The organism is Streptomyces sp. NPDC020742 (assembly GCF_040641675.1).
In the GTDB taxonomy this organism is placed as follows: Bacteria; Actinomycetota; Actinomycetes; order Streptomycetales; family Streptomycetaceae; genus Streptomyces.
The window spans coordinates 68815-90763 of sequence record NZ_JBFAEA010000027.1 but is presented as its reverse complement, the minus strand read 5'-3'; the positions used below and the strand labels follow the sequence as shown (position 1 = coordinate 90763).

Annotated in this window: 17 protein-coding genes and 3 tRNA genes; 9 read left to right on the top strand and 11 right to left on the bottom strand. The window is 73.5% G+C overall.

Annotated features, from left to right (window positions below):
* Positions 1-93: 93 nt before the first annotated feature.
* The gene (locus tag AB0G84_RS31000; RefSeq protein ID WP_361328137.1) at positions 94-1068 is read right to left on the bottom strand and encodes a hypothetical protein; all 975 of its coding nucleotides are present in this window, start codon (positions 1066-1068) and stop codon (positions 94-96) included.
* Positions 1069-1304: 236 nt separating this feature from the next.
* On the opposite strand from AB0G84_RS31000, the gene AB0G84_RS30995 reads away from it, so the two are divergent.
* Positions 1305-2591 carry an adenylosuccinate synthase gene (locus tag AB0G84_RS30995; RefSeq protein WP_361328098.1) on the top strand — a complete coding sequence of 429 codons (1287 nt, stop codon included), beginning with the start codon at positions 1305-1307 and terminating at the stop codon, positions 2589-2591.
* Between the two features lie 133 nt (positions 2592-2724).
* On the opposite strand, the gene AB0G84_RS30990 is transcribed toward AB0G84_RS30995, so the two are convergent.
* On the bottom strand, positions 2725-4563 hold the full coding sequence (locus AB0G84_RS30990) for a protein kinase (RefSeq protein ID WP_361328096.1): 1839 nt from the start codon (positions 4561-4563) through the stop codon (positions 2725-2727).
* A 470-nt stretch (positions 4564-5033) separates the two neighbouring features.
* Here AB0G84_RS30990 and AB0G84_RS30985 point away from each other — a divergent pair, with 470 nt between their 5' ends.
* From AB0G84_RS30985 to AB0G84_RS30970, 4 genes are all read left to right on the top strand, one after another.
* A complete protein-coding gene (locus AB0G84_RS30985) occupies positions 5034-5861 on the top strand; it encodes a VTC domain-containing protein (RefSeq protein ID WP_361328094.1) in 828 nt (275 codons plus the stop codon).
* A 209-nt stretch (positions 5862-6070) separates the two neighbouring features.
* Positions 6071-7456, top strand: coding sequence for an aspartate aminotransferase family protein (locus tag AB0G84_RS30980; protein WP_361328092.1), 1386 nt, complete (start codon positions 6071-6073; stop codon positions 7454-7456).
* Positions 7457-7576: 120 nt separating this feature from the next.
* Entirely contained in the window at positions 7577-8251 is a 675-nt protein-coding gene (locus AB0G84_RS30975; RefSeq protein WP_361328089.1) for a GntR family transcriptional regulator, read from the top strand.
* A 158-nt stretch (positions 8252-8409) separates the two neighbouring features.
* On the top strand, positions 8410-9060 hold the full coding sequence (locus AB0G84_RS30970; RefSeq protein ID WP_361328086.1) for a hypothetical protein: 651 nt from the start codon (positions 8410-8412) through the stop codon (positions 9058-9060).
* Between the two features lie 328 nt (positions 9061-9388).
* Here AB0G84_RS30970 and AB0G84_RS30965 read toward each other — a convergent pair whose 3' ends face one another.
* Positions 9389-10150 carry an SLATT domain-containing protein gene (locus AB0G84_RS30965; protein ID WP_361328083.1) on the bottom strand — a complete coding sequence of 254 codons (762 nt, stop codon included), beginning with the start codon at positions 10148-10150 and terminating at the stop codon, positions 9389-9391.
* Positions 10151-10483: 333 nt separating this feature from the next.
* Here AB0G84_RS30965 and purD point away from each other — a divergent pair, with 333 nt between their 5' ends.
* From purD to AB0G84_RS30945, 4 genes are all read left to right on the top strand, one after another.
* The gene (gene purD / locus AB0G84_RS30960) at positions 10484-11785 is read left to right on the top strand and encodes a phosphoribosylamine--glycine ligase (protein ID WP_361328080.1); all 1302 of its coding nucleotides are present in this window, start codon (positions 10484-10486) and stop codon (positions 11783-11785) included.
* Between the two features lie 472 nt (positions 11786-12257).
* Positions 12258-14048, top strand: a complete 1791-nt coding sequence (locus AB0G84_RS30955) for a hypothetical protein (protein ID WP_361328077.1) — start codon at positions 12258-12260, stop codon at positions 14046-14048.
* A gap of 289 nt (positions 14049-14337) precedes the next feature.
* A complete protein-coding gene (locus AB0G84_RS30950) occupies positions 14338-15816 on the top strand; it encodes a N,N-dimethylformamidase beta subunit family domain-containing protein (protein WP_361328074.1) in 1479 nt (492 codons plus the stop codon).
* 128 nt (positions 15817-15944) lie between these two features.
* Positions 15945-16859, top strand: a complete 915-nt coding sequence (locus AB0G84_RS30945; protein ID WP_361328071.1) for a phosphoribosylaminoimidazolesuccinocarboxamide synthase — start codon at positions 15945-15947, stop codon at positions 16857-16859.
* Between the two features lie 104 nt (positions 16860-16963).
* Here the strand turns inward: AB0G84_RS30945 and AB0G84_RS30940 are convergent.
* From AB0G84_RS30940 to AB0G84_RS30905, 8 genes are all read right to left on the bottom strand, one after another.
* A tRNA-Gly gene (locus AB0G84_RS30940) sits at positions 16964-17036 on the bottom strand.
* A gap of 53 nt (positions 17037-17089) precedes the next feature.
* On the bottom strand, positions 17090-17707 hold the full coding sequence (locus AB0G84_RS30935) for a response regulator transcription factor (RefSeq protein WP_361328068.1): 618 nt from the start codon (positions 17705-17707) through the stop codon (positions 17090-17092).
* Position 17708: 1 nt separating this feature from the next.
* On the bottom strand, positions 17709-18962 hold the full coding sequence (locus AB0G84_RS30930; protein WP_361328065.1) for a histidine kinase: 1254 nt from the start codon (positions 18960-18962) through the stop codon (positions 17709-17711).
* A gap of 71 nt (positions 18963-19033) precedes the next feature.
* Positions 19034-19852 carry an ABC transporter permease gene (locus AB0G84_RS30925; RefSeq protein WP_361328062.1) on the bottom strand — a complete coding sequence of 273 codons (819 nt, stop codon included), beginning with the start codon at positions 19850-19852 and terminating at the stop codon, positions 19034-19036.
* Positions 19849-20892 carry an ABC transporter ATP-binding protein gene (locus AB0G84_RS30920; RefSeq protein WP_361328059.1) on the bottom strand — a complete coding sequence of 348 codons (1044 nt, stop codon included), beginning with the start codon at positions 20890-20892 and terminating at the stop codon, positions 19849-19851. Before AB0G84_RS30920 ends, AB0G84_RS30925 begins: the two co-directional genes overlap by 4 nt.
* Positions 20893-21070: 178 nt before the next feature.
* A tRNA-Gly gene (locus AB0G84_RS30915) sits at positions 21071-21143 on the bottom strand.
* A gap of 74 nt (positions 21144-21217) precedes the next feature.
* Positions 21218-21289: transfer RNA gene (locus AB0G84_RS30910), tRNA-Gly, on the bottom strand.
* Between the two features lie 120 nt (positions 21290-21409).
* Complete coding sequence (locus AB0G84_RS30905; RefSeq protein WP_361328134.1) at positions 21410-21730, bottom strand: Lsr2 family protein; 321 nt, start codon at positions 21728-21730, stop codon at positions 21410-21412.
* Positions 21731-21949: the final 219 nt, after the last annotated feature.

Here is a 21949-nt window from a genome sequence, read left to right as displayed (position 1 = left end):
GGCGACCAGCCCGGCCCGGCCGGCCCGGACCGCGCCGGTGACCGACCGGCAGGCCGGCGTCGAGGGCCGGCGCCGGCCCGGGCTGCCGCCGGCTCAGTCCCGCGGCAGCTGTAGCCGCCAGGCGCCCGATTGCACCGTCCAGGTACGGGTCCGCACCGGCCCGCCGACCACCGCGTCCGCCCGGTAGTGGAAGTCCGCGCCGGACACCGTCACCGCCCGCGCCCGGGCCCGCACCGGCCGCCCGGGACCGGGCCAGTGCACCACGACCTCGGCGAGCTCACCGCCGTCACCGGCCGCCGGCGGCGCCCCGCCGGGCCGCTCCGGCCCGTCCGCCCGGTCCCCGCCGGCCCGGGCGCCGGGCACCACCGACACCCCGCGCACCGGCCGGTCCAGGTCCGCCAGCAGCACCCCGTCCGCCTCGATCCGCAGCCGCTGGGCCGGCACCCGTACCCGCCCGGCCGCCGGCGCCAGCAGGGCCAGCGCCGTACGGGCGGTCCGCGCGGCCGGGCGCCACCACGGCCGGCTCCCGTCGCCGCCCGCCGCACCGCCCCGGGCGTCCGCCGGCGTCCGCGCGTCCACGGGTCCCGGGTCGCCGGCCGGGCGGACCACTCCCGGCAGCGCCGCCCCGGGCTCCTGCCGCAGCGCCCCGCCGTCGGCCCGCGCCGAGGGGATCCGCAGCCCGCCCAGGACGATCCCGCCGCTGTCGTCGGTGAGCAGGTCCATCGGCCGCTCCGCACCGTCCAGGACGGCCCGGGCCGCGGCGACGGTGTCCGTGGGGACGCCCAGCGCACGGCTCAGCGCGACCGCGGCCGGCGCCCCGACCGGGACCACCGACACCGGCACGGCGCCCAGCTGGCGCTCCTGGTGCAGCAGGCCCACCACCCGCAGCAGCGCCCGGTCGTCGCCGATCACCACCGGTCGGCGCTGCCCCCGGCGGGCCAGAATGCGGGCGAATTCCTCGGGACCGTCCGGCAGGCAGATTTTCGCTCCCGCACCCGCGCACAGGACATCCTTCGCGATGCGCACGGACTCGCCGTCCGTACTGCGGGCAACCGGGTCGATGACCACGAGCAGGGGGTGCCCCCGAACGGAGTCCACGGGAGAGTGCCCAGAAGGCTGCGCCGACACCTCGGTCCTTCCTCAGGTAGCATCTCGGTGCAAGAGCCCCTTGCGCGATTGCGCCAGGGGCTTCGTCTATTCCGGGGCACCGGTTCGACGGCTCCAGCGATGACGGACGCGTGCAGACGCACGCAGGCGCCATCCACGCACGTTGGACATGCCCCGCCCGGAAGGGGTGTACGCCTGTGCCCGCACTTGTGCTGCTCGGTGCTCAGTGGGGTGATGAGGGCAAGGGAAAGGCCACCGATCTGCTCGGTGGATCCGTTGACTATGTGGTGCGCTACCAGGGTGGCAACAACGCCGGCCACACGGTCGTCGTCGGCGACCAGAAGTACGCGCTGCACCTTCTCCCTTCCGGAATCCTCTCCCCGGGGTGCACCCCGGTCATCGGCAACGGCGTCGTCGTCGACCCGGCGGTCCTGCTCTCCGAGCTGAGCGGACTCAACGAGCGTGGCGTCGACACGTCCAAGCTGCTGATCAGCGGTAACGCGCACCTGATCACGTCGTATCACACGACGCTCGACAAGGTGACGGAACGGTTCCTCGGCAAGCGGAAGATCGGCACCACGGGCCGTGGCATCGGCCCGACCTACGCCGACAAGATCAACCGCGTGGGCATCCGCGTCCAGGACCTCTACGACGAGTCGATCCTGATGCAGAAGGTCGAGGCGGCCCTCGACGTCAAGAACCAGCTGCTGACCAAGCTCTACAACCGCCGCGCCATCGAGGCCGGCCAGGTGGTCGAGGAGCTGCTGGGCTACGCCGAGCAGATCAAGGGCTATGTCGCCGACACCACCCTGATCCTCAACAAGGCCCTCGACGACGACAAGGTCGTGCTCTTCGAGGGCGGCCAGGGCACGCTGCTGGACATCGACCACGGCACGTACCCCTTCGTCACGTCCTCGAACCCGACCGCGGGTGGCGCCTGCACGGGCGCCGGCGTCGGCCCCACGAAGATCAACCGTGTGATCGGCATCCTCAAGGCCTACACGACGCGCGTCGGCGCGGGCCCGTTCCCGACCGAGCTGTTCGACAAGGACGGCGAGGCGCTGCGCACCATCGGCGGCGAGCGCGGTGTGACCACCGGCCGCGACCGCCGCTGCGGCTGGTTCGACGCGGTCATCGCCCGCTACGCGACCCGGGTCAACGGTCTGACCGACTTCTTCCTCACCAAGCTGGACGTGCTGACCGGCTGGGAGCAGATCCCGGTCTGCGTCGCCTACGAGATCGACGGCAAGCGGGTCGAGGAACTCCCGTACAGCCAGACCGACTTCCACCACGCGAAGCCGATCTACGAGACGCTGCCCGGCTGGTCCGAGGACATCACCAAGGCCAAGACCTTCTCCGACCTGCCCAAGAACGCCCAGGCGTACGTCAAGGCGCTGGAGGAGATGTCCGGCGCCCCGATCTCGGCCATCGGCGTCGGCCCCGGCCGCGACGAGACGATCGAGATCAACTCGTTCCTTTCGTAGGCGCGCTCCGGCCCGCCGGCGTCCCCCGGGACACCGGCGGGCCGGCCACCGCACCACAACAGCCGCGCGGCGACACCCTCCCGGGTGCCGCCGCGCGGCTGTTGTGCTGGGGCTGGGGGACGCCCGCCGCCGCTCAGCCCGTCTTGCGGTACGACAGCGCCCGGCCGTCGTCGAAGGAGCGGCGCAGCATGCCGCCCACCATGTCCAGCGTGCTCGATTCGCCGGGGGGGCAGGTGTCGGCCGGGCCGGACAGGAGGGTGGAGGGGCCGAGCCGGACCGGGGGGCCCGCGCTGGCGAGGGTGGCGGCGAACTCACATCGGTAGGTGGTGCCGGTGGCGGTCATCCGCAGCACGGTGTCGCCGGTCTTGCCCTGGGTGAGGGTCAACTGCCGGACGTCGGTGGCGGAGTCGCCGACCGTGGTCTCCCAGGTGCCCAGGTAGTCGGACGGGATCGCGCCGTGCGCGGGCCACGCCGAGGTGCGGCCCTGGCCGGCGGTGCCGGTGCCCTCCGCCCGTACCGCGCTGCCGGGCTCCGTCAGCAGGGTGTACGCGGTGGTGGCGCCGGCGCCGGTGAGCGCCAGGGCGGCCACCGTGAGCAGCGCGGTGGCGATCCGGCGGCGGCGCGGCGCGGTCGCGGCCGGGAGTGCGGGCGCCGGAACGGGGTGGACGTACGGGGCAGGGGACGGGTGCGACGCCGGGCCGTGCGGTACCGGGGAGGGCGGCGCGGTACGGACGGCCTCCGGCGAGGGCGAGACCGTGGTGGGGAGGGCGTGCACACCGAGGTCCGCGGGGGAAGCGGGCTCCCTGGTGGATGCGGGGTCCGCGGGGGACACCGGGTCCGCGGCCGAGGCGCGGTCCGGGGCGGCTTCGCCGGCCGGTGCGTCCGGTGCGCCCGGTCCGTCGCCCGTCGCCCGTCTGTTGTCCGTCGCCCGTCCGTCGCCGGGTATCGCTTCGCCGGCCCGCTCCTCCACCGGGCCGATCGTCAGGCCGTCCTCCGTCAGCGGGTTCTCCGCCTCCAGCAGTTCGACGGCGTGCCGACCCAGCCGGGCGATCAGCGCCCCCGGCAGCCACGGCTCCTCGTCCGCGCCCGGCCCGCGCTCGGTGCCCTCCTCGGCCAGCGCCACCAGCTGCGCCGGCGTGGGCCGCTGCGCGGGGTCCTTCGCCAGGCAGCCGGCGATCAGCCCGTGCAGCCCCTCCGGCAGGCCGGACAGATCGGGCTCCTCCTCGGCGATGCGGTACATCACCGCGTGCGCGACGGTGCCGGGCGTCCCGAACGGCTGCCGGCCGGTCGCCGCATAGGCGAGCACCGAGCCGAGGGCGAAGACGTCGCAGGCCGGGGTGAGCGGTGTGCCGCGCACCTGCTCGGGCGACATGAAGCCGGGGGAGCCGACCGTCGCACCGCTGAGCGTCACGCCGTTGCCGGCCACCGCCTCCAGCGCCCGGGCGATGCCGAAGTCGATGACCCGCGGTCCATCGATGGTGATCAGCACGTTTGACGGTTTGAGGTCGCGGTGGATGACCCCGGCCGCGTGGATGGCGCCCAGCGCCCGGGCCAGCCCGGCCGCCAGGATCCGCACCGTACGCTCCGGCAGCTGGGTGCGGCCGCCGCCGACGACCTGCTGGAGCGAGGGACCGGCGATGTAGCCGGTGGCGAGCCAAGGGGTGGCGGCCTCGGTGTCCGCGTCCAGGACGGGCGCGGTCCACTCCCCGGCGACCTGCTGGGCGGCCCGCACCTCCCGCCGGAAGCGGGCGCGGAACTCCTCCTCGTTGGCCAGCTCCTCGCGCACGAGCTTGACCGCGACCGTCCGGCCGCGGTCGGAGCGGGCCAGGAACACCCGTCCCATGCCGCCCTCGCCGAGCCGCCCGATCAACCGGTACGCACCGATCCGCCGCGGGTCTCCCGACCTCAGCGGTGCCGGCCCTCCCGTGTGCCCGGGCCGCTGCTGCGGTCCCACCCCTGCCGGCTGTTCCATCCGTCGTCTCTCCCCCAATTCTCCCAGTCTGCACCCCCGCGGGCGGCGCATGGACGCCGGCTCCGCACAAGGGCGCCCGCGGCCCCCTCTCCCGCGGTGAGGATAGCGAGCGGTCACCGGCTGCCGGCAGGCGGCGCGCGGCCTCGGGCCGGTGGAGGCGCAGGGCCGGCGGACGCGGATGGCCGAGACGGCACCCTGATGGAGACCGGATTCCGCGTTCCGGAATTTCGCCGGGGGAGCGAGCGTAGAGGCCGTACCGCGTATCCCGTATCCCCGTACCGGACCGCACCGCGCCCGAGTCGCCGCGCAGCCCGGCCCCGCGCGGCCCCGTCCGGTGCGTCGCGGCCCGTGCGTCGCGGCCCGGTACGACCCCGGCCCCGCACGCCTTGGGCTCCTGCCCGTCCGCCCGTCCGCCCGTCCGCCCGTCCGCCCGTCCGCCCGTCCGTCCGTCCGCTCGCCAAGGAGACCCTGTGATCCCCGCCGTACGCGCCCTCGCCCGTGCCGCGATGGCGGCGCGCCCCGTGCCGCTCGCCGACGTCCAGGCGCGGGCCGGGCTCCTCACCCGCTTCGACCGCAGCTATCTGGTCCCGGTCGAGGTCTTCGCCGCCGTCGCCGCCGACCTCACCGACCGCCGCCGGCCCGGTGGCCCGTTCGCCGCGCTGTGCATCAACGGGCGCCGTTGGTTCCCCTACCGCTCCGTCCACTACGACACCCCTGACCTGCGGTCCTTCCACGACCACCGGGAGGACGGCCGGCAGCGCTGGACGATCCGCGAGCGGCTCTACGCGGACACCGGTGAGCGGCAGTTCGAGGTCAAGCTCAGGGGGCGGCGCGGCGAGACGGTCAAGCACCGGCAGCCGCTGCCGCCCGGCGCGCCCGCCCTCGGCGCCGCCCCGCGCGGCTTCCTGGCCGCCGTGCTCGACCGCGCCTACGGCATCACGGCCCCCGCCGACCTGGGCCACCACCTGGAGACCGACTACCTGCGCGCCACCTTCGTCGCGCACGGGCAGCGGATCACCTGCGATGCGGCGCTGCTCTGCCGGGACCCGGCCACCGGCCGTACGGTGCGGGCCGACGGCGGGCTGGTCCTGGTCGGGACCAGGTCCGCGGGCCGCCACCCGACCGAGGCGGACCGGCTGCTGCACGGCCACGGCGTACGGCCCGCCGGATTCACCAAGTACGGCGGCGGTCTGTCCGCGCTCCGTCCGGACCTGGCCGCCGGGCGGTGGGGACCGGAGGCACGGCAGGCGGTGCGGACGGTGTTCCCGGCGGCCGGGCGGGCGCTCGGGGCGGGGTGACCGGGCCCGCGGTACCGGATGCGGCGGAGCGGGGCGGCGCCCCGGCGGCGGAACTGGAGCTTCGTACAGCCCGTAGACACTCTGTCCGCGCGCGTGGTGAGCGCCATACACACTGTCGGTACCGGTCGACGCACCGTGATCCCTAGGCTGACGGCGTTCGCCGCGCCCATCCCCGGCGGACCCGAGCGATCCGATCCGAGGTACTGACCGTGACCACGACGCACTCCGCCGCCTCCGCCGCTGCCGCTGCCGGTGGCCCTGCCGCCGGCGCGGCCGTGAAGGCCGACGACCGCGCCCATGTCTTCCACTCCTGGTCCGCGCAGGGCCTGATCGACCCGCTGCCGATCGCCGGCGCCGAGGGCTCGTACTTCTGGGACTACGACGGCAACCGCTACCTCGACTTCTCCTCCCAGCTGGTCAACACCAACATCGGCCACCAGCACCCCAAGGTCGTCGCCGCGATCCAGGAGCAGGCCGCCAAGCTCTGCACGATCGCGCCGGGCTTCGCCGTGGACGTACGGTCCGAGGCCGCCCGGCTGGTCGCCGAGCGCACCCCCGGCGACCTCGACAAGATCTTCTTCACCAACGGCGGGGCGGAGGCCGTGGAGAACGCGGTCCGGATGGCCCGGCTGCACACCGGCCGCGCCAAGGTGCTGTCCGCCTACCGCTCGTACCACGGCGCCACCGCCACCGCGATCAACCTGACCGGCGACCCGCGCCGCTGGCCCTCCGACACCGCCTCCGCGGGCGTGGTGCACTTCTGGGCGCCGTTCCTCTACCGCTCGCCGTTCCACGCCGAGACCGAGGAGCAGGAGTGCGAGCGCGCGCTCGCCCACCTGGAGCAGACCATCGCCTTCGAGGGTCCGCGGTCGATCGCCGCGCTCATCCTGGAGACCGTCCCGGGCACCGCCGGGATCATGGTGCCGCCGGCCGGCTACCTCGCCGGGGTCCGCGAGATCTGCGACCGCTACGGCATCGTCTTCATCCTCGACGAGGTGATGGCCGGTTTCGGCCGCACCGGCCACTGGTTCGCCGCCGACCACTTCGGCGTCACCCCGGACCTGCTGACCTTCGCCAAGGGCGTCAACTCCGGCTATGTCCCGCTGGGCGGCGTGGCGATCAGCGCCGAGATCGCCGCCACCTTCGACCAGCGCCCCTACCCGGGCGGTCTGACCTACTCCGGCCACCCGCTGGCCTGCGCCTCCGCCGTCGCGACGATCAACGCGATGGCCGAGGAGCGGATCGTGGAGAACGCCGCGGAGATCGGCGAGAAGGTCCTCGGTCCGGGCCTGCGCGAGCTCGCCGAACGCCACCCGTCCGTCGGCGAGGTCCGCGGCCTGGGCGTCTTCTGGGCGCTGGACCTGGTCCGCAACAAGGAGACCCGTGAGCCGCTGGTGCCGTACAACGCGTCCGGCGCCGCCAACGCCCCGATGGCGGAATTCGCCGCGGCCTGCAAGCGCGGCGGTCTGTGGCCGTTCGTCAACATGAACCGTACGCACGCCGTCCCGGCCTGCACCATCACCGAGGCCGAGGCCAAGGAGGGCCTGGCGGCCCTCGACGAGGCCCTCACGGCGGCCGACGCACACACCGTCTGACGCCCTCCGGACCACCGGGGACGGCGCCCCCGCGGGAAGCAGCCCATCGCGGCCCTCGCCTATCGTGGGCGAGGGCCGCTGTGACCTGCGCGGTCATGGACGTCGAAGGAGACGCACACAATGGCCGCCGGCGGAGACAGTTCAGTCATACGTCGCAGCACCCTGCGTCAGCAGATCGCCGACGCCCTGCGCGACGAGGTCCTGGCCGGCCGGCTGCCGGCCGGGCAGTCCTTCACCGTCAAGGAGATCGCCGAGCAGTACGGCGTCTCGGCGACGCCGGTGCGCGAGGCGCTGCTGGACCTGTGCGCCCAGGGCCTGCTCGACGTCGAGCAGCACCGCGGCTTCCGGGTGCACGCCTTCACCTCCGACGACTTCCGCGCCATGGTCGAGGCCCGCACCCTGATCATCGAGGGGATCTTCCGCAGCGGTGCCGACCTGGCGCTGAGCGCCACCCCCGCCGCGGTGCTGATCTCCATCCGGCGCCGCGCCGACGAGGCCGAGCGGGCCGCCCGGGGCGGCGACCTGGACGTCCTCATCGGCTACGACCTGCGGTTCTGGCGCGAGCTGAGCAGCATCGTGAACAACGCCTACATCAGCGACTTCCTCGACCGGATCCGCGTGCAGACCTGGATGTTCGCGGTGCCGCTGCTGCGCCGGGTCCCCGACCTCCGGGGCCATCTGTGGCAGGGCCACAGCGCGCTCGCCGACGCTCTGATCCACCACGACCTGTCCGCCGCCCAGCGGCTGATCGCCGAGTACAACGCGCACTCCCTGGCGCTGGTCGGCCCGGCGTGACCTCCCGTGCCGCCCGCCGGCGCCCGCTGCCGTCCGCCGCCGCTCTCGTCGGATCGGGCGGCGGGCACTACGCTGTCCCGACTCGGCCCAACGGGCCGTACGCATAGCCGTACCTGCACCGGTGTTCCCTGTCCCCGACTGGAAGCGAGCCCTCACCCGTGGCATGTGACCTGTGGCTGGTACCCCTCGTCGATGTGCTGTGCCACAGCCCCGACAACCCGTTCTCCGAAGAGATCGCCGCCTACGACAAGGCCCTGACGGAGGCGGGACTGCCACCGGTACCGGTCTTCAGCTACATGCCGGGCCTCTCCGGCGACGTCGCCCCGATCGCCGGCTTCGACTACGACGCGCTGCACTTCCTGCGCCGCGCCTACCTGCTGCGGCTGTGCGGCCTGGAGGTCACACCGGTCGACGAACTGGGCGGCGACTACGAGCAGTTGCTGGAGATGTTCGAGGCCACCGCCCAGCAGTCGCACCTGGTGTGGCACTACGACCACGCCGGCGCCTACGTCCCGGTCGACTTCCCGCATCCGCTCGCCAACGACGAACTGCTGGAGGGCGGCGGCCCGCTGGGCTCCTCGCACGGCCTGCTGCGCGACCTGGAGCTGGTGGCGCCGGCCCTGGGCATCGATCCGGCCCGTCCGCCGGCCGCGCCCGCACCGCCGGCCGGCCCCACCTCCCTGGAGGAGCGGGCGGGGGCGGTGCCCCTGGACGACGGCCCGTTCGCCCGGGAGCGCCATGTGTGGCTCGGCCTCCATGCGGCCGCCACCCGGAGCCTGGGGCAGGGCTCCATGATCGTCTTCAGCTGATCCTGCCCGCCACGGGGGCGAGGGGCCGCAGGCGGCCCGTCGCCCCTGGTGGCCCGTTCTCTGCTGGCCGGGCCCTGGCGGTCCGTTCCCCGGTGGCTCGTTCTCCGGTGGCGGCGCCCTGACCGTTCGTTCTCCGGTGGCGGCGCCCTGACCGTTCGTTCTCCGGTGGCGGCGCCCTGACCGTACGTTCTCCGGTGGCCGTACCCTGCCGGCCGGCTCGCTGGTGCCCCGGTCGCCCCAACAGCCCCGGCCACCACGGACGTTCCGTCTGCCACCACGGGCGTTCCGTCCGCCACCGCGGCCTCGTTCGGCCGTTGCCAGGGGCCGGTCAGCGCGGCGGTTCCGGTGGCCGCTGCCGCGGCATGTTCGGACGGGTGCGGTGCGGCACCACGAACCGCCCTGGCGCTCCGCCGGGATCGTGCCGCGGCGCCGTCCAGGGCAGGGCCGACTGGGTCGCCTGCGGCACCGGGCCGGCCCGGAACTCGGTCATCCAGTCGGCCGTCTCGGTCCGCACCAGCTCGCCGACGTCCTCGTTGAACCGCCGCAGCAGGCCCAGACAGCGCTCCGCCGCCTCGCTCGCCGTGCCCTCCGTCGGTCCGAGCGCCTCGCGTACGCCCTCCGACGCCCAGTCGAACTGCAGCGCCTCCAGCCGCCGGTGGATCGCCTGCGCGGTCGCCAGGTCCCGCATCCAGCCGGCCGTCACCCCGAAGTACCGGTCACAGCCCACGCAGACCGCCGCCAGCAGCAGCGACAGGCAGCCCCAGGGCGCTCCGCCCTCCCAGACGCCGGCGAGGTCCAGCAGCGGCAGTGCGCCGCCCACCGTCACCCCGGCCGCGGCCCCCAGCCGCAGCGTCCGTGCGCCGCGCCGCTTGGCCAGCCGGTCGTGCAGGTACCAGTCGACGGCGCGCAGCGCGCCCTCCTCGGTCCACAGGTAGAGCGCGTCCAGCCGGCCGGTCGGCTCCCCCCAGCCGCCGGGCGGGAAGGCCCGCCCGGCCAGGTCCGGCCGCCCGCCGCTCCGGCTTCCGTACCGCCGGGCGGGGCGGCCGCCCTCCCGAGGGGGCCCCTCGGGCTGCCTCTCCGGCTGACTCACCCGTGCCTCCCTCTTGCTCGCTGCGCTCTTCATGGATGTCTGCGGTGCACACGGGACATACGGGCCGCCCGGTGCGCGCCGCCCCCTTCCTACCGCCGAGCGGTGGGCCACGCCTCCAAGATCACGCTATTTCCGCCCAGAAGTGGTGCGATCCCGCAGAAGGGACGCCGGGGCGCCTCACCCGAAAGAGTTGCCGCCGCGGCGCCGCACGGGACCGGCGCCCGCTGACGCCCTCCGGCGGCTCGGCGCCGCTTTCCGGCCGTGATGCGCCCGCCGGGCGGTCCCGGCCCGGCCGACGTCCGGCCCGCCGGCCCGCTCGTCTAGGCTGCCACCGTGAAGGTCCTCGTCATCGGCGGCGGCGCCCGCGAACACGCCCTGTGCCGCTCTCTGTCCCTCGACCCCGACGTCACCGCGCTGCACTGCGCTCCCGGCAACGCCGGCATCGCCGAGGTGGCCGAATTGCACGGGGTCAACGCCCTCGACGGCCAGGCCGTCGCCGAACTCGCCGCCGGCCTGGAGGCCGACCTGGTCGTGGTCGGTCCCGAGGCCCCCCTGGTGGCGGGCGTCGCGGACGCGGTCCGCGAGCGCGGCATCCCGGTCTTCGGCCCCTCGGCCCAGGCCGCCCAGCTGGAGGGCTCCAAGGCCTTCGCCAAGGACGTGATGGCCGCCGCTGGCGTTCCCACCGCCCGCAGCTACGTCTGCACCACCCCGGAAGAGATCGACGAGGCCCTGGACGCCTTCGGGGCGCCGTACGTGGTCAAGGACGACGGTCTGGCCGCCGGCAAGGGCGTCGTCGTCACCGAGGACGTCGAGGCCGCCCGCGCGCACGCGCTGGCCTGCGTGTCGCAGCGTCGCGAAGCGACTCCGTCCGGGGCGGTGGCGGGCGACGGGCGAGCGGTCATCGAGGAGTTCCTCGACGGCCCGGAGGTCTCGCTCTTCGCGGTCACCGACGGTGAGACGGTCGTCCCGCTCCAGCCCGCCCAGGACTTCAAGCGCGCCTACGACGGCGACCAGGGCCCGAACACCGGCGGTATGGGCGCCTACAGCCCGCTGCCCTGGGCCGACCCGCAGCTGGTCGACGAGGTCATGGCCACCGTCCTGCAGCCCACCGTCGACGAACTGCGCCGCCGCGGCACCCCGTTCTCCGGGCTGCTCTACGCGGGCCTGGCGATCACCTCGCGCGGGGTGCGGGTGATCGAGTTCAACGCCCGCTTCGGCGATCCGGAGACCCAGGTCGTCCTCGCCCGCCTCAAGACGCCGCTGGGCGGGCTGCTGACGGCCGCCGCCACCGGCAGCCTCGCGGCCCTGCCCCCGCTGCGCTGGAGCGACGACGCGGCCGTCACCGTCGTCATCGCCTCGCACAACTACCCGGGCACCCCGCGCACCGGCGACCCCATCGAGGGCCTCGCCGAGGTCGCCGAGCAGCACGCCCCGGAGGCGTACGTGCTGCACGCCGGCACCAAGCGCGACGACGCCGGCGCGGTGCTGAGCGCGGGTGGCCGGGTGCTGTCCGTCACCGCCACCGGCAGCGACCTGGCCGCCGCCCGCCGCCGCGCCTACCAGGCCGTGGACCGGATCTCCCTGGACGGCTCCCAGCACCGTACGGACATCGCCGCCAAGGTGGCGGAGGGCTGACGGCTCCCCGTCCGGGCCCGCGGCCTTGAGGACTCCGGGCCCGCAGTCCCGAGGACTCCGGGCCCGCGGCCCCGCGGGCCCGTTCCGCGCCGTTCGGGAGCAACATCCCGGAAAGTGCGGGGCGCAGGCCGCATATGACAGCGGTCTGGGCCCCGTCGTTCTCGGCCCCCAGTCCGGTTCCCGGCTTTGCCCAAAGCCATTCCATCGGGTGACCGCTTCAGATTCCGGCTGACGAGACGAAAACCCCCAACTAGGGTGCCGCGCAAGCGTCCTGCGGTCGCCGTGCCGTGCTCCGGCACGGCTGCCGCGGGGACGTCCGGCAAGTGGCTCACCGGCATTGCGATGTCAGTGGCCAGTGCCACAGTGGTGGTGAGCGAGCTCGCTCGCACCACACACCACGCAGTGTTCCAAGGCATCCGTCCCGCGTTCTCTCCGTCCGGCTCCATCAGGACAGCAGGGGGTGTACAGGCTCGTGGCAAGTCCGGAAACAGGCGTCCTGGCGGCGCGCGTCCGCGCCCTCGCCGTGCTGCGGATCCGCAGCACGGCCCTGGCCGCCGCGCTGCTGCCCGCGGCCGTGGCGGTGGTGCTCCTCGCCGGCCGGGCGACCGGCCACCTCGGCACGGGCGGTGGCGGCAGCGGCGCGCTGTGGACGGTCGGCGGCCTCGCGCTGCTCAGCCTGCTCCTCGCCGCCCTGGTCGCGGCGGTGGTCGCGGGTGCCCGGCCCGCGCTCAGCCCGTCGGTGCCGATCTCCGAGGAGTCGGCCCCCGACCTCTACCGCCTCGTCCGCGACCTCGCTGACCGCCTGGAGGTCCCCGCACCCTCCGCGATAGCGCTCACCCCGGACTGCGACAGCTGGCTGGAGGACCGTACGCACCGCGCGCACGGCCCTCCGCGCCATGGCCGGCGGCCGGCCGCCGGCGCGGACCGCCGGGCGTCCCAGGCGCCGGTCCTGGTCATCGGCTCCCCGTTCCTGTGGTGGATGCGGGTGGCCGAGCTGCGCGCGCTGCTGGCCCCCGTCGTCGCCGGCACCGGACCGTCCGTCCATCCGGACATAGCTGCCGCCCGCCGCTTCATCCGCGGGCTGGACGCCGCCGTGGCGGTGGCCGCGCGCGCCAGGGGCCCGTTGCGCGGCCCCGTCCTGCGCTTCACGGGCCGGGTGGCCCGGCTGCTGCTGCGCGCCTGCCGCGAGCACGCCACCTTGATGGAGCGTGCCGTCGCCGCGGCCGCCTCCGAGCGCGCCCGCACCGTCGACTACGGCCTGCGGATCGTCGCCCAGGAGCAGGTCGGGCTGGCCTACGCGGGCTGGGACCGGTTGCTGACCCGGGTGGCGCTGCCCGCCTGGCGGATGGGCCGCTGGCCGTCCCGGTTGGACGCCGGTGTGGTCTCCGCGCTCACCGAACTCTCCCGCCGCGACCGCCTCGCGGACGGGTTCGCCTCCCGTCTGGGCGAGCGTCCCGCCTGCGACCTCCTGGAGGAGCCGGGCGCCATCGACCGCGCCGCCTCGCTGCTGGCCGCCCGCCTCTTCCACGGCGGCCCGGCCGAGCCCGGGCCGGACTGGTCGCCGGTGGGCTGGAACCAGTACCCCGAAGAGGTCGTGGACCGGAAGTGGCGCCTGGAGGCCGCCCGCCTCCAGCGCGTCCTCGACGACCTCCCGCAGACGGCGCTGCCGACGGCCCCCACCGCGCCGGAGCCGGCCCCGGCCGCCCCGACGCTCTCGTACGCCAGCGCCCCGGCCGGTCCCCCCGCCGGGCACCACCCCGCGGAGCCCGGCGGCGAGGAGCCCGCGGCCCCGCCCCCGGGCCCGACCCTGGCCCGGGTCATCGACCGGCTCGCCCGGGACGACGGCGCGGGCGACCTGCTCGCCGCCCGGCTGGGCGCGGAGGTCGAGCGCGAGGAGCGCGAGGAGGCCGCCCGGCAGGCCGCCCGCGGCGCCGCGGCGCAGACCACCGCGGCGGGCGTGGCCTGGGGCGACGGGATGGCCGAGGGCGGCCTGCCGCTGTTCCCGCTGCAGCCGCCCCGCACCGCCCGCGAACTGCTCGCCGACCACGTCACGGCGATGGTCTGCTGTGCCGCCGTCGACACCGCCGGCGCGGCCCCCGGCCTGGACTGGCTCGACGGCCCGGCGCTCCTGGTCGACGGGGCCCGCCGAGCCGACCTCGGGCGGCCAGTGCTCAGCCTGGTCGACGACGGCGATGCCGAGCCGTTGCGCGGCTGGTTGACGACGGTCGGTGTTCGCCCTGAGAAGCCGGTCCGGCTGGTATGAGACGGGTAACGGGGCGGTGCACGGGTCGGTACGGCGCCCCTTTCGGCCCCTGTTGACCCCTCCGACCTGCGAACATTTGCCCGAATGCGTCACTCGTCGGCCTTCGCGACACCGGCTGAATGTTCCCTTCCAGTTCGTGTTTCGGGGGAGGCAGCATCTAAATTCACGACGAAGGGTGACGAAGTGGGTGCGTAATGTGATGTGCTGGGGGTGGCCGGGCTCGCTCAGCCGGACCTGACGCCGGCCGGATCGGCCGAGGCCCATGGGGGACGCGGGAGGGGAGTGGAAGGTGGCGACGGAACAGATCAGGCGCTGGGAGTCGGGCGCCCTCGCCCATGCGGTCACGGACCCGTTCGGGCAGGGGCCGCTGCCGTGGCTGCGCGGCAGTGAGAACTACTTCGACTCCGGCCGGATCATCCCCTGGTACGTCGACCCGGCCGTCGCGCAGGGCGATCTGCGGGTGCCCGCGCCCCGCAAGCACAACGGCCCGCGCACCGCCGACGACGTCCACCTCCAGATCAAGGGCTTCGCCGGCACCGGCGCGGTGGCTCCCGGCGAGGCGATCGACTTCCGGGTCTCGGTCGACCCGCCCCAGCCGTTCAGCATCGACATCTACCGCATCGGCCACTACGGCGGTGCCGGCGCCGCCAAGATCACCACCAGCCCACGCCTGGCCGGCATCGTCCAGCCGCCCCCGCTCACCGCCGGCCGTACGGTCTCCTGCCACCACTGGTGGCTGTCCTGGCGCCTCCAGGTCCCCACGTACTGGAACCTCGGCGCCTATGTCGCGGTCCTGACCACCGCCGACGGCCACCGCTCCCACATCCCCTTCACAGTCCGCAACGACCACCCCGCCGACCTGCTCCTGCTGCTGCCGGACATCACCTGGCAGGCCTACAACCTCTACCCCGAGGACGGCCGGACCGGCGCCAGCCTCTACCACGCCTGGGACGAGAAGGGCGCCCTGCTGGGCGAGGGCGACGCCGCCACCACCGTCTCCTTCGACCGCCCCTACGCCGGCGCCGGCCTCCCCCTCCACGTCGGCCACGCCTACGACTTCATTCGCTGGGCCGAGCGCTACGGCTATGACCTCGCCTACGCCGACGCCCGCGATCTGCACGCCGGCCGCGTCGACCCGTCCCGCTACCGGGGCCTGGTCTTCCCCGGCCATGACGAGTACTGGTCGGTGCCCATGCGCCGCACCGTCGAGCTGGCCCGCGACACCGGCACCTCCCTGGTCTTCCTCTCCGCCAACACCATGTACTGGCAGGTCGAGTTGTCCCCGTCGCCCTCGGGCGGGGAGTCGCTGCTCCAGTGCCGCAAGCGGCAGGGCCCGGGCCGCCCCGCCCTGTGGCGCGAGGCCGGCGACCCCGAGCAGCGGCTGATGGGCATCCAGTACGCCGGCCGGGTGCCCGAACCGGCCCCCCTGGTCGTCCGCAACGGCGACCACTGGCTGTGGGAGGCCAGCGGCGCCCATGAGGGCGACGAGATCCCCGGTCTGGTCGCCGGCGAGGCCGACCGCTACTTCCCGCGCACCAGCCTCCCCAAGCACACCCACCGCATCCTGCTCGCCCACTCCCCGTACCGCGACAGCGAGGGCGCCCGCCGCCATCAGGAGACATCCCTCTACCGCGCCCCCAGCGGCGCCCTGGTCTTCGCCTCCGGCACCTTCGCCTGGTCCCCGGCGCTGGACCGCCCCGGCCACACCGACCAGCGCATCCAGCGCGCCACCGCCAACCTCCTCGACCGCATCTGCAAACGCGACTAGGCGGCAACTGCGCACGCGCGCCACCGTCGTGCCAGCGCCACCGGCCGCCCCGGCACCCCTGGGGGACGTCCGCGCTCCGCATACGGGAGAATCGGAGTGACTCCTGGATCAACCTACGCGGAGGAAGCGTGTCCGGTTTTGTAGAAAAGCCTGAGCCTGTGGAGGTCCCGGGGCTCACCCACCTCCACACCGGCAAGGTGCGCGACCTCTATCAGAACGCCGCCGGCGACCTGATCATGGTCGCCAGCGACCGCACCTCCGCGTACGACTGGGTGCTCCCCACTGAGATCCCCGACAAGGGCCGCATCCTCACCCAGCTGTCCCTGTGGTGGTTCGACCAGCTCACCGACGTCGTCCCGCACCACGTGCTCTCCACCGACGTCCCGGCCGGCGCCCCCGCCGACTGGGCCGGCCGCACCCTGGTCTGCCGTTCGCTGCGGATGGTGCCCGTGGAGTGCGTGGCCCGTGGCTACCTCACCGGCTCCGGCCTCGTCGAGTACCGCCAGTCCCGTACGGTGTGCGGCCTGGAGCTCCCCGACGGCCTGACCGACGGCTCCGAGCTGCCGGAGCCGATCTTCACCCCGGCCACCAAGGCCGCCGTCGGCGACCACGACGAGAACGTCTCCTACGAGGAGGCCGCCCGCCAGGTCGGTCCGGACGTCGCCGCCGCACTGCGCGGGGCCACCCTCGACCTCTACCGGCGGGCCCGCGACCTCGCCCGGGAGCGCGGTCTCATCCTCGCCGACACCAAGTTCGAGTTCGGCTTCGAGGAGCGTCCCGGGGGCGAGCAGGTACTGACCCTGGCCGACGAGGTCCTCACGCCGGACTCCTCGCGCTTCTGGCCCGCCGACCAGTGGGAGCCGGGCCGCGCCCAGCCGTCCTTCGACAAGCAGTTCGTCCGCAACTGGCTGACCTCGCCGGCCGCGGGCTGGGACCGTACGAGCGAGCAGCCGCCGCCCGCGCTCCCGCAGGAGATCGTCGAGCGCACCCGCGCCAAGTACATCGAGGCCTATGAGCGCCTGACGGGCCTGGACTGGTCGTAGCCCCGGGGGCGGCACCGGCCCACAGCACTGGGCCCAACGGTTCCCACGGCCCCACGGCAAAAGGAGAGGCCCCGGTCACCAGGACCGGGGCCTCTCCTTCTCTGAGCGGACGACGAGGCTCGAACTCGCGACCTCAACCTTGGCAAGGTTGCGCTCTACCAACTGAGCTACGTCCGCATGCTCCACGTCCGGCTCCTGAAATCAGTCGCCGCTGCGCGGTGCGGGCTCCACTATAGCCAACCTCGCGCCCGTGCGAGGCGCGCCGCCGCGTGACGGTTCTCCACGCCCAGCTTCGCGGTCGCCGACGAGAGGTAGTTCCGCACCGTCCCCGGCGACAGCGAGGCCCGCTCGGCGATCTCCGCCACTGGCGCACCGGCCTCGGCGAATTCCAGCACTTCCGCCTCCCGTACGGTCAGCGGTGACTCCCCGGCGCTGATCGCATCGGCCGCCAACTCCGGGTCCACATACCGGTTTCCGGCGTGCACGGCGCGGATGATCTCGGCCAGCCGCTGTGCGGAGACGGTCTTGGGGACGAACCCCCGCACCCCGGCCTCCAGCGCCCGCTTCAGATGTCCCGGCCGCCCATGGCTCGTCACTATCATCGTCCGGCAGCCGGGCACCTCGGTCCGCAGAGATGTGGCCACCGCCACACCGTCCGCCCCCGGCATCTGCAGATCCAGCACCGCCACATCCGGGGTGTGTGCCCGGGCCATCGCCCGCGCCTCCGGTCCCGATGCCGCCTCCGCCACCACCCGCAGATCGTCCTCCAGCGACAGCAGCGCCGCCAGCGCTCCCCGGATCAGGTGCTCGTCGTCCGCGAGCAGCACCCGGATCACCGCGTCTTTCATGTCACCGTCCCGTCGTCGGTATCGGCAGCTCGACCGTCAGCCGGTAGGAGTCCCGGCGAACCAGGCCGGAGTCCAGCGTCCCGTCCAGCGGCTGCAGCCGCTCGCGCAGGCCCTTCAGCCCGCTGCCGGAGGGCCCGCCGGCGCCGGCCGCCGCCGGCGGGTCGCTGACCCCGTCGTTCTCCATGGTCATGATGAGCACCGAGCGCTCCGGGTCGATCCGGGTGCGCAGCGCACAGCTGCGTACCTCGGCGGCGTGCCGCAGGACGTTGGTGGTGCCCTCCCGGACGACCCAGCCGAGCGCCGACTGCACCTCCTCGGGCAGCCGGATGTCCTGCTCGCCCTCGATGCGGCAGTCGACGCCAGCCGCGCGCAGGATCGAGCGGGCCCCGGCCAACTCCGCCTGCAGATCGGCCTTCCGGTAGCCGCGCACGACCTCGCGTACCTCCCGCTGCGAGTCCTGGGCTATCCGCTGCACCTCCACCATCTGCTCGACCGCCTCGGGCCGTTCCCGCCGGGCCAACTGGACCGCCAGCTCGCTCTTCAGCGCGATCACCGCCAGGTTCCGGCCCATCACATCGTGCAGGTCCCGGCCGAACCGCAGCCGCTCCTCGGCGACCGCCAGGCGCGAGGCCGTGGTGCGCGCCGTGTCCAGCTTCCAGACCACCCCGAGCAGCCAGCCGGTGGGCCGGGCGATCACAAGGCTCCACAGGCCGGCGAAGACCAGCAGGCTCGCCATCGCCAGTGACCCCGGCCAGGCGTGGCTGAGCAGTGCCAGCGACAGCGCCAGCGCCGCCGCGCTGCCGCCCACCACCGCCAGGAACCTCCGCTTGGAGACCACCAGGCAGTACGCCATCAAGAACGGGGCGGGGGTCGCGGCTACCCCCAGGCCGACCTTGCTCAGCCCTTCCGTGCCGAGGTCCCCGACGGCGAACAGCGCGAACAGCGCGACCTCGGCCAGGACGGTCAGCACCCCCGAGACCGCCATCAGGAGGTACGGCGTCGGACCGCGGTGGAGGTACCGGTCCAAGGCGCGGTTCAACAGTGGGGCGGCCAGCACCCCCTGAAGGACGTTCAGCCCCACCGCCACCCCGGCCACGGTGACGGGAAGGGGGTGGCCGATCGTGCTGCTCATGAGCTGCGGTACCCAGCCGAGCACCGGAAACCAAGGGATGGCGTACAGCGTCCAGCGGAAGGAGGCGTCGACCATGCCCATATGGCCTCGGCGCCGCCACATCGCCAGCAGCTTCCCGGTCATCCCCCGCCCCCGTCGTACGTGTTCCCCGTCCCGCCCGGCCGCACCCGGTCCCCAGCCACCGGCGGCACGCCCTAGCGCCGTGGCTCCCAGCGGAACCACCGCTGCACAGCAAACAGGGTGATTACGCACCAGGCCAACCCGGTGAGTAGTTGTCCCACGGTCTCCTTGAGGTCCCCGCCGCCGGTCCAGCCCGCCCGTATCAGGTGCATCACCGGTGACATCGGCAGGAGTCCGAGCACCGAGGCGATCCGCTCGGGCAGGGCATCGAGCGGGAAGACCATTCCGGAGCCCGCCAGGCTGACCATCATGAAGGGCAGCACGGCCAGTTGGGCCGCCTCCGCCGACTTGGCGAGGCAGGAGGAGGCCGCCGCGAACCCGACCACCACGACCGTGCCCAGGAGCAGTCCGGCGATCAAAAGATGCGGTGCCTTGGGGAGCCCGACGGAGAGCACCAGGCCGCCCAGCACCACCAGGAGGACGGCCTGTGCCAGCCCCAGGACGACCGAGGGGAGCGCGGTGCCCAGGAGGATCTCCCGGTCCCGCAGTTCACCGGTGCGCAGCCGCTTGAGGACCAGTTCCTCGCGCCGGGCGACATAGGCACCGGTGAGATTGCTGTAGACGGCGAAGAGCAGTACGTATCCGAGCGTGGCCGGCAGCAGCACGGTCTCGACGGTGAGCCCGGTGCCGGCCAGGTCCACTTCGTCGACCGCCCGTTTCATGGCGAGGGCCATGACGATGGGGATCACCAGGCAGGTGAACAGCGCGGTCTTGTTGCGGCCGAGCAGCGTCAACTCCGCCCGCCCCAGCGAGAGCAGCCGAGCCACGGCGCCGACCTCCGCCGGCGTTCCCCCGCGTGCCTCGACGCGGGCTTCCTGCACCTGCGTGCTCATACGGTCTCCAGCCCCTTTGCGATCTGCAGAAATGCCTCTTCCAGGGAGGCCGGCCGGACGTCCAGCCGGCGCAGGGTGATCCCCGTGTCCCGGGCCCAGACCAGGACTCCGGTCGCAGTCCGCTGGAGGTCGTCCGTCCGCAGCCGGACCGTCGTGCCGGCCGTCTCATGACCGAGCACGCCCAGCTCCGGCAGCGGCGGAAGATCACCGAGCGCATAGCCGTCGGGCAGCTCGAAGGAGATGTGCGAGGGGTGTGCCGCGACGACCTCCGCGACATGTCCGGCCGCCGCTATCCGCCCGTCGTGCAGGATCGCCAGCCGGTCCGCGAGCTCCTCGGCCTCCTCCAGATAGTGCGTGGTCAGCACGATCGTGGTGCCGTTGTCGCGCAGCGCACGGACCAGTTCCCAGGTCTCGTGGCGCGCCTCGGTGTCCAGCCCGGTGCTCGGCTCGTCCAGGAAGAGCACCTCGGGCTGCCCGATCAGCGCCAGCGCCAGGTCCAGCCGCCGCCGCTCACCCCCGGACAGCTGCTTGACCCGTACGTCCTTGCGCTTCTCCAGGCCCACCTGGTGCAGCGCCCGGTCGACCGGCTGCGCCCCGGTGGTGCACCCCGCCCACATCCGCAGGGTCTCCTCGGGCGTCAGATCGGACGGGAAGCCGCCCTCCTGCAACATCACCCCGATCCGCGGACGCACCGCGGCCCGTTCGCGGTACGGGTCGTGGCCCAGGACGCGGACCTGTCCACCCGTCGGCTCGGCCAGCCCCTCCAGCAGTTCGAGGGTGGAGGTCTTGCCGGCGCCGTTCGTCCCCAGCAGGGCGAACAGCTCTCCTCGTGCGACGGTGAAGTCGATCCCGCGGACGGCCTCGTACCCCGTCCGTCCGCCGGCCGCCGCCCGCTCCCCGGCCGCCGCCCGCTCCCCGCGCCGGCCGGTGCCCCGTTGCTTTGTGCGCGGCCGCGCACCCCCGTATCGCCGGCGCAGACCCGTGACGTCTATCACGCCGTCGCCGCGGCCGTCGCCGGCGTATTTCTCCCTGGTGTTCATGTCTCCAGCGTTCCGCCGGCCGGCGATTCCCCGCAGTGCGGCCTGTCATCACAGCTGATGACAAATGTCAGTTGCCGAAAGGCCCGGAGTGGGCAGGGGAGGCGGCGGAGCGGGCGACCGGAGAAGATCAGGAAATGCAGAAGGCCCCGATCACTGGGACCGGGGCCTTCTCATTCTGAGCGGACGACGAGGCTCGAACTCGCGACCTCAACCTTGGCAAGGTTGCGCTCTACCAACTGAGCTACGTCCGCATGCATCCACTCGGCTTTCACCGGTGGCGCGACAGACACTCTACCTGATCCGGAGGACCGGTTGAGGCTGTCAGAGCGGGTGACAGGGATTGCACACTGCGCCTCCCCCTTGGAAAGGGGGCGCTCTACTACTGAGCTACACCCGCGTGACTCCGTGAGGTCCGGCCCTTCGGCCTCGCCCCTCGGCGTGCTCCAGACTCTAGCTGATCAGTAGGGGTGCTGTGCAAGTCGGCTCTGCCCGGGCCCGAGGGATGCCGGTAAGTCCGTTAGTGGTTGGCGGCGTTGAAGGCCTCGTAGACCTTCTTGGGGATCCGACCGCGCGGCGGGACGTCCATCTGGTTCGAGCGGGCCCAGGCGCGGACGGCCGCGGGATCGGGGTTCACCGCGGTCCGGTGGTACGCCTTGCCGGACTTGGCCCGCTTGCGGCCCGCCTCGACGAACGGGGCGAGGGCGCCGCGCAGTTTCTTCGCATTGGCGGGATTGAGGTCGATCTCGTACGACTTCCCGTCCAATCCGAAGGCGACCGTCTCTGCGGCTTCTCCTCCGTCGATGTCATCGGAGAGCGTTACTACTACGCGCTGCGCCACGGATATCGGTCCTTTCATGGAGCGACCCCTTGTTGACATGGGGTGATGCTCCGGATCCGGCTGATTGGGATCAATGCTTTTTCATTTGTACAGCGCTGGGCATTGCATTGTGAAGCCCAGTTAATTTCGTCAGCGTGTCTTCCCGCAATCCGGACCCCGGATCTTTTCGAGGATTTTTCCTGGAGCCACTCGCGTCGATACCGGACCGTGATCGGGCGG